The organism is Pedobacter sp. R20-19 (assembly GCF_000708265.2).
GTDB lineage: Bacteria > Bacteroidota > Bacteroidia > Sphingobacteriales > Sphingobacteriaceae > Pedobacter.
The window spans coordinates 337,809-349,875 of record NZ_JCKI01000008.1; the positions used below are offsets into that span (position 1 = coordinate 337,809).

The following is a 12,067-nucleotide window of genomic DNA, read 5'->3' on the forward strand; positions in this document are numbered from 1 at the left end:
GATATAAGTTTTCTGGTTAAGAAATGGATTCGGTTAACGGACTGTTTCTTTCGATATAAATCGCTCTTTCCTCAACCAATAAGGTTCCTTGAGAGTATTTCTCATTATGTTGTGATTCATCAAGGCCCATTTCTTCTTCCTCTTCAGATACACGAATAGGCTGAATCAGGTTGATAAATTTGAAAATTACGAATGATACCACAAAACTAAACACAATAACAATGGCCGCACCCTTCAACTGTGTAAAGAAGAATTCTGGATTGCCGTAAAACAAACCGTCATTACCAAGGCTATTAACTGTTTTTGTCGCAAATACTCCTGTTAAAATCATACCTACAATACCACCTACTCCATGACAAGGAAATACATCTAAAGTATCATCTAAACTTGTTTTTTGTTTCCATGAAACAACCAGATTAGAAATCACCGCAGCAATAACCCCTATAAATATACTGGATGGAATACTGACGAAACCTGCACCTGGCGTAATGGCAACTAAACCAACTACTGCACCAATACAGAAACCTAAAACTGAAGGTTTTTTACCTCTTGCTACATCAAAAAACATCCATGATAAACCAGCAGCACCAGCAGCAGTATTGGTGGTTAAGAAAGCAGAAACGGCTAAACTACTTGCCCCCAATGCAGAACCTGCATTAAAACCGAACCAACCAAACCATAGTAAACCTGTACCAATTAATACATATGGAATATTTGCAGGTGGAACTTCTTTATGCTCCATGTGCGATTTTCTACGTTTCAAAACCAAGGCTCCGGCCAAAGCCGCCATACCCGCAGAGATATGCACTACCGTTCCACCAGCAAAGTCTAACACACCCATTTTTAATAAGAAACCTTCTGGGTGCCATGTCCAATGTGCCAATGGCGAATAAACAAATACGGCGAATAATACAATGAATAAGATATATGATGTAAAACGAATCCGCTCGGCTACTGCGCCAACTACCAAACCAGGTGTAATGATGGCAAACATTAATTGAAATACCGCAAATAAGGAAAGCGGAATAGTTAAGTCTGATCCCCCTTGTAAATGTGGTGCACCAGAATTTACATTTTTAAAGAATAAAAAGGTTGATGGATTTCCAATAAAACCACCAATGGTATCGCCAAATGCCAAGCTGAAACCTACAACAATCCATAGTACAGTAATTACACCTGCAGCTACTACACTTTTAATCATAGTAGATAGTACATTTTTTCTATGTACCATACCGCCGTAGAAAAATGCCAGACCTGGTGTCATTAAAAAAACCAATGCCGCAGCGATTAGAATAAACGCCATATCCGGACCACTGTATTTTCCTTCATCAAAATTTGGAAGAAGCGGAATAAATAAGGCTAGAATTGCGACAATCATCAAGATCACGAATGGCGCATACTGTTTTAGAGAAAGTTTAGTCATCTTTTTTAGTTTGTTTTGCTTGTTTATATAAATAGTTCAATTATTTGATAATTATTTTCATAAAAATACAACATATCACATCTTCTACACCATAAAATGATATTTTTCTAACAAAAAAATAAAATTTTTGTAAAACAATGAGAATTACACAACATTAAATACGAATTCATAAAAAATGGACTCATTTTAATAGTACTTTTTAATAAAATTAAAACGTCATTTTTCACACAATTCACTCGCATCTTGATATATATTCCAAATCTCAATAAAAAAAATATCCTATAAACGAAAAAACCCATGAAAAATCACAGGTTTTTTATAAAAACTATTAAGAATTTTAGATATTAAGGTAAATATAGAGATCCCTGCACAATACCTCTTCTTTCTAATTCTTTGTCCATATATGTTTGAATTGCAGATTTATTTAAACCCCAGTTTGGTGCAATTAATAAATCCCAATCAGATATTCCAAATAATCTTTGAATAACAATATCCGGACGCAACATGGGAATTAACTCACAAAGTAAATCAGTATATTCTTCTAACGTAAATAGTTTAAAAGGCTCCTTTTTATATTTAGCACCCATAATAGAACCTTCTACTACATGCAAATGATGAAATTTAACAAACTTAATCTGCGGAAAACGGTTGATTTCATGAATATAGCCATACATCTGTTCCTTGGTTTCCCAGGGAAAACCAAAAATGGTATGCACGCATAGATCTAATTTACTGTCTTTCAATAATTCTACCGCAGCTACAAATTCACCATGGCTACAACCTCTATTAATCTGATTGAGTGTTTCATCGTAAATAGATTCCATTCCCATTTCCAAATCAACATCAAAACGATCGGCATAACTTTCCAGTAATGCCACCTTTTCAGCATCAATACAATCTGGTCGGGTACCCACAGAAAAACCAACAATATCTTCGGTATTTACAGATAAAGCCTCATCATACATCATCTTTAAATAATGTACTGGCGCATAGGTATTGGTATTAGGTTGAAAGTACACTATATACTTATCTGCACGGTAAGATGTTTTGGCCCTTGTCATGCCCTCAATCAGCTGATCTTTGATCTTGGGGTTTTGCCTGGAAGGCTCTGGTGTAAAAGAATCAACATTACAATAGGTACAACCACCAAAACCTTTGCTTCCATCTCGGTTGGGGCAAGTGAAACCTCCATCTACAATTACTTTAAATACACGCTGCCCTTTATATTTCTCACGTAAATATGTACCGTAATTCCTATATCCCTTTATGCCTAAATCTACCAGTGTTCCCATTGGCTGCAAAAATACGCTTTTTGAACGAAACCTGGAATTAGACTGAGAGGTGAGAAATGAGATGTGAGATTAGGCATACATTTAGCTGGTGGTAACGAACAACCGTATATGAATCGTTGAGGAAGCAGCCTTTAGAATTAAAGTAATCCCCAAAACAATTACTCCGAAGGTAATCGTCACGAAAGACAGCTTAAAGTTTATTCCCATCAAAAAATAATATAACCAAAAGGAAACAGCTACAACCGATAATACGACTGTATTTATGGCTAATGGCTTTAATGTAATAAGTTCTTTAAATTCAAAGTCTTTATTGTTTTCCTGTTTCATAGTATAGATGATCGATCTTAGCTATATTAATAAAAAAATCATTCTAACTTGGAATACCAGCATGCTCCCAGTTTTTGAATTGACCTCAGACTATTTTTAGTTACTAAAGAAAAGTTTAACTCCTTTTTTGCCGTAATTAAAAATCTTCTTAAGAGCTCTGCTTTTTCTTTATCTATAGTTTGCGATGTACTCGTATCTGTTAAATTGATATTTTTCCCATTACTTAAATTGATTTGGATAGAGATAAACGACTTTTCTACCCGTTCATAATCGTAACTGTAAAAGCCTGAAATATCCGTTTTCTTATACTTTTTCAGTTCTTTTTTCTTTTCTTCTATATATAAAAAAACTTGATCAAAATAAACTATTATAGTTTTTGTCATAAAAAAATTTATAAGTAAAAGCATGATTATACCAAAAACAAAGAACGTAAAAATTAACCCATACGTCCCGAAATAACGGAAACCTGTTTCTCCATATATAACAAACAAGGGTACCCCAACTACAAACCCTAAGATATAATTTACATAATGTGGAAGCGTGGTCACTGGCCTTAAAATAAATTTTTCATATTTATGATTTTGCATACTTTCCAGCTATTTTAATTTGCATACCAACTTGAAGGGGCATTACTGAAGGCACGAAATTTACTCTTTCTCATTAGCTTAAAATTTAATTTGGTTAATAAGGCTTTAAGAAAAGCCCTGAACATCACATTTTTTTCCTTATCATACTTTTCCGCCATAAAAAGCGCTGAATACTCACTTGCCTCGAATACCTTTCCATTTCTATAGTATATTGTTATAGACGAAGCGAGGCCTTTTTTAGTTAAATCTGAATGGTTAATAGCTGCCTCATCATGAAAGTAAAATCCATTAATTTCATTTAGTTTAATCAAAGTTGTTTTTTTTCTATCGCTGATAATTAAATTATCACCTACAATATTTAATTCTAGATTCTTGCTAATTAAAAAACTTCCCCAAATATAAACTAAGAGAACAATAGCTAAGCAGATCATAAGCCCTGAAGGTTTAACATAAAAGAACTCACTATAGAAAAAGAATATAGATGCAGCCAGGATTAAAATAAAAAAATAGGAAAAATATGGTTTATGAGTAATAACATTCTTTAAATTAATTTTGCTTTTCATAATCAATTCTTTTAATCTATTTTTTTCAAATCAAATTGGGTTATGAATTGATAGTTATATTTAACTTCTTCCTTTAAATTCGCTTTTGCACTTAGGATTAAGGCCTTTTTTTTTCGATTACTCTCCTTACAATATATTCATAATTATATTCAGTAAAGTCATACTCTATCATTGGTTTATAGAATTTATTATATTGTTCTTCTAAAATCTGATTATTTAATCTATCCTTTAAAAGTTTACCAACAGTCATTATCTCCACTGTTTCACCATTATCGTCGATGATTCCATGTGTCAATTCAATTTCAATTGGAACATCGACAAATATCTGAGAATTGAATTTTAACTCAGACGTATGGTATCACAATTTTTTGAATACGTTTGTATGTAGGGCTTTCCATTGTTTATCCGAGTATCAGGATTGTCTATCATGTTTACAATCCATCTTCCCAAATATTTATCGAAAAATAAACCTATACCCAATGCGCCTATTGCAACATACTTTAAAATATTTTTCATTTATATTATTTCTACAAACTATTTAGAATGGGTTATTTGTAGAATGTAAGCTCCATCTACTCTACTTTTGCTCAAACCGCTTTTTAAACTCTTCTTTCGGCATAATGTAGGTTAAGTACTGTTCAACATTATATTTAAATTGATTTTCAGTAACATCAACATTCCATCCGTCCTCTGGATCCCTTGTTTTACTGATTGAATCAGGAAGGTCTTCTCTTACTTTAAAAATAGGTATTGGATTTTTGGGGGAACCATAATTATTACTATTTAGTTCATCTTTATTGACTGTTATTATTATTTTCTTGCCCCGTAAAGAAGTTGGAAAAGCAAGTCCTTTATCATCTGGGTAATTAAAAAAAGTAATCTCTAGATACTTGTTTATCGATTTTTCCCTGAAAAAAATTTTGTAAATACTTTCTTCTGGAGATAATAAAGATGTTTTATATTGAGTATCTCTAAAATCAAGCTGATTAGGAAATAAAATACTTAGTTCTACACAATTATCAATATATATAGGAATCGCACTTTTTGAATTATTATCTTTTTTTTTGAAAAGATAGTTAATCCCATAAATTATTAAAGGGAATATAATTAATACACCTACTGCCCAGCTAAGGGCTTGTGAGATTTGCTTATTCATCTACAGACTGAGAAACTATTATTTCTTTTCAAACCTCTCATTAAACTCGTCTTTTGACATAATGTAAATAAAATACCATTTGTTTTACACCCCAGAGTTTAACATTTACTTAAGATTAGCTTTTGCATCCTTACTTCCCAATATGGCTGCTTTTTGCCAGAATATTTTAGCACCATTTATATTATTTCGTTTTGCCAGAACAATACCAAGTTCATTATAAATTATCCTTTGATTTTTTTGATTATATAAATGAATTGAATCTACTGCCTTTTGTAGGTATTTCTCTGCGTTGTTTAGCTCTCCTTTCTTTAGATAATAACTACCAAGTGGTGCCACCGCCTTGTAAAAACCTAAACCATAAGAAGTTTCTAATTCTCTTTTAGCGCTTTCTAAGTCAGAGTCAAGTAACTTAATACCTCTATCATATTGTATCTTCCCATTTACAATTTGATATTCTTCCATATTTGTACTAAGGCTTTTTCTGGATATAACCATTATGATAAATACTGCTAAAACAATACATAAAGAGCCAATAATTACTTTGATTTTCATAGATGTCATATGATTAGAACTTCAATTGTTAGTCTGAGGATTAGGAAAAAATAAAACTCTTTAGGGAGATAAATCGCATAAGGGGTAAATTTTAAAACGATAAATAAACATAAAAATAGTATTGTAAAAAATATGATCGTTCTTGTTGAGGTATGATATGCAAATAAATCCCAGCGTAGTTTTCCTACATTTGGTTTATGATTTGTTACGTTAAATGCCACAATATTCTTGTCGTCATTATCCTTTGTGTAAGGCTTTTCCATTATGTGGAAGTAAATAATATCTCCTGGTTTAGGTATGTTTTGCATCCACCATCGCAGATTTGGCTTAAAGGAAGAAGTTGTTTCAATAACTTTATTTTCTGAACATTGAACCTTTAAATGAAGTGTGGATTTATGATATCCAGTATTTTTTTTTATACATATTATTCTACCAAATAATAATTGAGTTTTTAAACTTTTGGTTACTGTAAAAAGTGAGAACAAATCTATTAATACCCAAAGCAAAATTATCAATATAATAAGTATCTTTATCATAATCAAATATCAGTTTCAATAACGTTTATTGAATTTCTTGCAGCTGCCTCACCTTCTAAAGAAGCTTCAAAATCCTTAATAGGTATTGTAAGTAACATATTAGTTAATATATTGTATGCTTCTATACCAAGTTCTAAAGGTGACGGTAAGGCGTTTTTCAATGATGTTAATCCTTTACTTCTGGCTTGAGATAAATTGGTTCTATCCAACTGGCTACCTTCTTCTAAATCATATCTTTCTGTGTTATAGTAACTACCCGAAGCATCACCTTGATGCTGTACATTGGAAGTTGAAGTGCGAGCTGGATTTCTTTCTTGTATTGAATTAGGATTACGATTTGTTGATCTATCCAATTCTGTTTCTTCTATAACACTACCATCTGGGTTTGTATGTATTCCAGTTCTTCTTTCATATTCCAAATCATAATAATTTGAAATATTTGGATCATGATCTTTTATGAGAATATCCGAAGCATCTGCAACGTAGTCCGTCTCTCCTGCTGCATTCGGAACATCAAAAAAAGGCTCGTCAGATTGAGTAAGCTTATCGGCATTTTCTAACGTCTTACCATCGGCATAATCTGCCATAGGATATGAACTATTATCCTGTACGCCTTGATAAACTTCCCCTTTTACCCAATCAAATCCCTGACTGGCTCCATAGCCTGACAATAGCCAAGCTGCGCCCTCGCCAGCATAGATAAATGCTCCCTTCGTACCGAATGTTCCATTTATCATTTTTATATTAGCAAAGAACGACGAACCGGCGGTAAATACTGTTGCTACACCTGCACTTAATAATGCTGAGCCAAGTATTATGCCACCAACATGGGTTAAAGTTGAAGCTACCTTTAAGTCCGTAAATTCATCAGCTGCTGCTTCGGAATAAAAAATCATAACATTACCGCCTAATAAACACGTGATTTTCGATTGCTCAATTAAAGCCTTTTGATTTTCTAATTTAACTTTCGGATGAACCGGCATCCAATCACTTCCACTAGTTAACAAGGAACAAATACTAGGTGTCAACGCTGCTCCGGCACCTGCAACAGCTCCGCCAGCAGCAGCACCAGCACCAATAGCCATGGCTAATCCGACTCCAACTGCCCCACCACTTAAAATTGTAGCAGCAATAACAACTGCTGCTATTATTGCTCCAATAATTGCACCAGCAATAACCATTTTAGCACAAAAGAAATTACCGCTAAAACGATCATTAATTGTCGCTGCAAGTTTCCCATTGGCTATTTTTATCGTACTCTGACTTTTTACGAGCATCTGAGATTTTTTCATCCCATCCGTACATACTAAAAAAACTTCATTTGGAACATATCTTTGAGCCATAATAATCCTATTTAATTAATTCAATTTGATATTGTAAAATATGAAACAAAGCATTATTAGCTTTTTCCTCCATTCTTGCGGTAGTCTTTTCTAAATATCCCTCTTTAGCTTCATAAATAGATGTTGCATTACAACCATAACTATAAGAAAAATTGTCGCCAGTAATTACCTTATAGTCTTTTTCATATAGTTTTTTAAGATTTGAAAAGTCAGTCATTTTTTGCAGAAAACTATCATTTACATTTATTTTATCATCATTCTTATTTATTGATTGAGAATGATTAAAATCTATAAAATTACCTTGAAAAAGTTTTGAGTTAGTTTTAAATGTATGTTTATTGGAAATATTATTTTCTATTTCTTTGTTATAAACATCATTAAAGAAGAGTGTATAAAGAATATTTTGCTGTAATACTTTTAATGAGGAGGAAAATTCTAAATCTCCTGCTGTAAATATCCCTTTCATACTCATATCATCGCGATATTTTAATAGCTCATTCTTTTTTAACTGTCTCCATTTATCGAATATTTCATTTTGGTTCATAATATCCTCTATACCACCATATTTATTCAATTTGAGACGTATATACTCTAAAGGAATATTGAAAATCAAACTGAAATTTAAAAGATCGGTACTATCGGGAGTTGTGTTCAAAACTTTATTTTGCTCTGTTTTTATAGCTACGATTATATTCTCAGAAGTTACATCTTCGACTATCAAAGACCATATGATATGAGTTCTACTATTCACAAAATTTCTGCCATTGACATTAAGATTCTGAGATACAAGAATGTTATAACGTAATTTACCTAGTGGATATGTCAAAATAAATTTAGAACTTTGAACACTGTCCTTAGTATTTTCTTCATCAAAAAATTTAAATCTACTACTCATAATTAATTTATATCTACTTGACTACCTGTTATTGTTTGTACACCTCCTGAAGTTTGTGAAATAGTGGCATCCGAGCAAACGACAATAGTTCCCTGCGATTCCAAATTATAAGTTTTACTACCAACGTTTACCGCAGTTGTCCCAACTGTACCAATATTTACCGCTGTGCCTGGCATTTTACCTGCATTAGCATTAATCGCATCCGTACCCTGAATATTAATAATTTTTCCGACAATATCAATTGTTCCGTCTTTTTTTAAGGTGATGCTGCTATCCCCCGTCCGGATTACAATTGTTTCAGCAGATTCTGCCGTAATTTGTCCCGGACCGTTTTCAACCTTAACAAAATTAGCACCGTTTGTACCCAGGTTCAGTGCATGGTTTAAATCATCAAAAGTTAACGCACTTCCCTTTCTGGAGGTTAACCCTTTAGTGTTACTATTTTTAAATCCCTTGCTATCGCCACTCTTCCCATGGTACACACTACCAATCACCACTGGCCGGGCAACGTTACCTTCTTCGAAAGCAATCACCACCTGATCACCTTTTTCCGGAATCACATGAAAACCACGGTTTTTACCGGTATCCCCACTACCCGCATTCGGGCTCACTACCCTTAACCATTCTGTAGGATCATTAGTTTGGCATTCCCACTTAAACCGCACCTTAATCCGGCCCTGCCCTTGCGGATCATCATTATCCAGTACATCTGCCAGTTGCATATCCGGACTTGGTTTATCATAATTCTTAACCAGTAAACGCTCTGTGGTAGAAACCAAACCTTCAAAAGTATTGCTGTATTTTCCGGTCCCGTCAAGCGTATGGTTAATACTCGTGATTAAAAACTTACCCAGGCTTTCCGTTGCAAAAGTAATTTCCTGCCTGATGCTCATCGTAATTTCTGCAATAGTACCAATACCCAGTTGCGTATTATCGCCACTGCCATTTACTTTTAACAGTTCACTGATGTGTGCCTTTTCCTCATTTTCTACATGACTCTTAATGTCGCTACCATTATCTACCCTGATCAGCGAGGGTTGATTAAAGGTTTTGCTGAACATGTTGTTCGAAGCTTTGATCGCGTGAGCCAGATCTGGATGGCCATCGGCCTTGCCACTACTTTCGCTGTGCAACATTTCATCCTGTTTAGGATTATAGGCAAAACGCTTGTTTTTAATAGGAGCCACCTCCATAGCATATTGCAGGTTATGTACATCGCGTCCGTAAAATAAGGATACATCTTTTTGCTCATCCGGCTTTCCGAAATTCAGCTGCAAGCCATCATAATACAACCATTCATGGTACTCTCCTGATAAGCGGTTCATAAATTCCCAGTCGCTTTCTTTATATTGAATCAGGTAATCTATACTTGACTGGCGGCTGGCATTGGCAACAATTTTTAAATCATTTACCGGTGTATCTTTTGTGGCCAGTTTTACAATATCGTCTAAATCTTTATCCAGGTAAGATCCTAAATCCTGACCACGATCTATTAAAATAGTCGGGCTGTAACCACTTACAATCAACACCCCATGGTAACCATGGCTTTGCGAAAGTTCTACCTTGGTAACCAGACCAGAAAAATGTTGCATTTGTTCTGGCGAATGGCCAAAAGATGCAGTTAAGGTTTTTCCAACAAAATCCCGGCTGTCATCTAAATTGATTAAGCCCGGAGTTCCTAATTGGTCGTGGTTAAAGTGCAGCTCAAAGTAATGGTGCTGATTAAAGGCCTGTGTCAGATTAAATGATGAAAAATGGGCTATTGGTGTATCTTCTATGTTGATTTCTACTATAAGTTTGTTTTCCATAATATTGATTTATTGTGGGTAAGCAGATTAATTTATATTGATTTATAGATGGCAATTTTATACAGGCCAGGATAAAAATGTACTTCAAAGGGTAAGCCTGCCGCATTTCGCTTGAGCGAAGAATCTATCGCTTTCTTTGTATACGGATGAACCTCTACGGTATTCCCTTTCTTTAAATAACCATTGCCGATCATGGTATCTATATCATTCGGTTTAACATGAATACAGCCATGTGATTCTCCCAACTGAAATATTTTTCTCCTTGCTGTTGCAGCTTCATCTGTAGGTGTTGTATGAATGAAATCGCCCATTACATATTCCTTACCATTCATTTTACGATCAAGGTTAACGTCCTTGAAATATTTAACAGATACATGACCAAAATCATTAAACAGCCATTTCGTAGGGATGGGAGAATTTGGGTAGAGCTCACGTTGATATTTAAGTACTGCATTGGTAACGCCTTTCTGGTCATTTTTATATTGCCCCCATTGTGCGTTCACATCTGTTAATTTTTTCCAGACTCCATTGTACTTAACCATTACAATATCTCCAGTAATTTTAACTTCAGTTCCCCAGGCTATACCAGACCATGCAGCATATTTACCATAGCTAACATGTTTCTCGATACTTTTAATCACAAACCTACCAACAGTTGTAGATGTTTGTGAATGTCCATCGCCACCCATCTTTACGTTTACAGGGCCACCATGTGCATCAAATTCCTTTATCTTTAAAAGCGTATTCATCTATAGCTAGTTATATTTTAAAACCTCCACCATAATCACATGAGCCTGGTCTAATTTCTCATGGCTATTAAAAGTCAGTTTAATGGTTGTACTTTCCGAGACTTTAATCTTTACGGGGAGGGGTTGCGCCGTTATACCAATCAAGGGCTTTTCTTCTTTAATACTTCCAAAATAGCTTGCAAAATCAGCAACGGGTAAAGAATCTGAGATCGACTCAGGTATAAGGCATATCACACCTGCCTTTACCATACTCACTTTCTCTTCATTCTTGTAGTATTGTACCACAATGCTTTTTTCCGCATCATTTTTTTCATCATTATAAATTTCAACCATAAGCTTCGAAGAGAATGTTTTATTTAATGATTGAATATGCGCTTCATTAAACTGAGCTAATGGAAGTTTTGCCAGCGAATCAATGTAAGTGAGAAATAAATGTGTAGTGCTGACTTTATGATCATTTACAGGCTGAAGTCTACCCCCTTTTTTTTGATCTTGAGCTTGATTTCCACTACAGCCCAAAAAACAATTGATGAGAAAGGTGAAAATAACGGCATACCCTATTTTAGAACTAAAAGATAAGATTTTCATTTAAGGTTGGTTATGGTTAGATGAATTATACGGCTGGCCGATTAATTAGAAAATCATGGTTAATAAGATATTGAAACCATAATCTTTTAAATGGTACAGTTGATTTAAAAAACTTAATCCTTAAATCTATACTGCAAAATTTATAAATACCTAATCGCTGGAAGAGACTTCTTCTTAGCCTGTAAAGGAAGATTTAAAGTAAATGTATGAGTACGAAATTGTATGGTATACAATTGGTCAGAGAAATT

General features: G+C 34.1%; 11 protein-coding genes. All 11 read right to left on the reverse strand.

Going from position 1 to position 12,067, the window contains the following annotated elements; translation table 11 throughout:
- Nucleotides 1-16: 16 nt before the first annotated feature.
- Nucleotides 17-1,423 (reverse strand): ammonium transporter, encoded by a 1,407-nt coding sequence (locus AN34_RS18365; protein ID WP_029287872.1) that lies wholly within the window; start codon nt 1,421-1,423, stop codon nt 17-19.
- A 344-nt stretch (nt 1,424-1,767) separates the two neighbouring features.
- Nucleotides 1,768-2,715 carry a TIGR01212 family radical SAM protein gene (locus AN34_RS18370; protein ID WP_029287874.1) on the reverse strand — a complete coding sequence of 316 codons (948 nt, stop codon included), beginning with the start codon at nt 2,713-2,715 and terminating at the stop codon, nt 1,768-1,770.
- Between the two features lie 365 nt (nt 2,716-3,080).
- Nucleotides 3,081-3,629 (reverse strand): hypothetical protein, encoded by a 549-nt coding sequence (locus tag AN34_RS18380; protein WP_029287878.1) that lies wholly within the window; start codon nt 3,627-3,629, stop codon nt 3,081-3,083.
- A gap of 14 nt (nt 3,630-3,643) precedes the next feature.
- The gene (locus AN34_RS18385; RefSeq protein WP_029287880.1) at nt 3,644-4,192 is read right to left on the reverse strand and encodes a hypothetical protein; all 549 of its coding nucleotides are present in this window, start codon (nt 4,190-4,192) and stop codon (nt 3,644-3,646) included.
- A gap of 577 nt (nt 4,193-4,769) precedes the next feature.
- Nucleotides 4,770-5,348, reverse strand: a complete 579-nt coding sequence (locus AN34_RS18395; RefSeq protein WP_051666715.1) for a hypothetical protein — start codon at nt 5,346-5,348, stop codon at nt 4,770-4,772.
- Between the two features lie 105 nt (nt 5,349-5,453).
- The gene (locus AN34_RS18400; RefSeq protein WP_157263356.1) at nt 5,454-5,900 is read right to left on the reverse strand and encodes a M48 family metallopeptidase; all 447 of its coding nucleotides are present in this window, start codon (nt 5,898-5,900) and stop codon (nt 5,454-5,456) included.
- A gap of 538 nt (nt 5,901-6,438) precedes the next feature.
- Complete coding sequence (locus tag AN34_RS18410) at nt 6,439-7,779, reverse strand: PAAR-like protein (protein ID WP_036677508.1); 1,341 nt, start codon at nt 7,777-7,779, stop codon at nt 6,439-6,441.
- A gap of 7 nt (nt 7,780-7,786) precedes the next feature.
- Nucleotides 7,787-8,674, reverse strand: a complete 888-nt coding sequence (locus tag AN34_RS18415) for a hypothetical protein (protein WP_029287892.1) — start codon at nt 8,672-8,674, stop codon at nt 7,787-7,789.
- A 2-nt stretch (nt 8,675-8,676) separates the two neighbouring features.
- Nucleotides 8,677-10,482 carry a type VI secretion system Vgr family protein gene (locus tag AN34_RS18420; RefSeq protein WP_029287894.1) on the reverse strand — a complete coding sequence of 602 codons (1,806 nt, stop codon included), beginning with the start codon at nt 10,480-10,482 and terminating at the stop codon, nt 8,677-8,679.
- A gap of 32 nt (nt 10,483-10,514) precedes the next feature.
- Entirely contained in the window at nt 10,515-11,231 is a 717-nt protein-coding gene (locus tag AN34_RS18425; RefSeq protein WP_029287896.1) for a L,D-transpeptidase, read from the reverse strand.
- A 6-nt stretch (nt 11,232-11,237) separates the two neighbouring features.
- Entirely contained in the window at nt 11,238-11,819 is a 582-nt protein-coding gene (locus AN34_RS18430; protein ID WP_029287898.1) for a hypothetical protein, read from the reverse strand.
- Nucleotides 11,820-12,067: the final 248 nt, after the last annotated feature.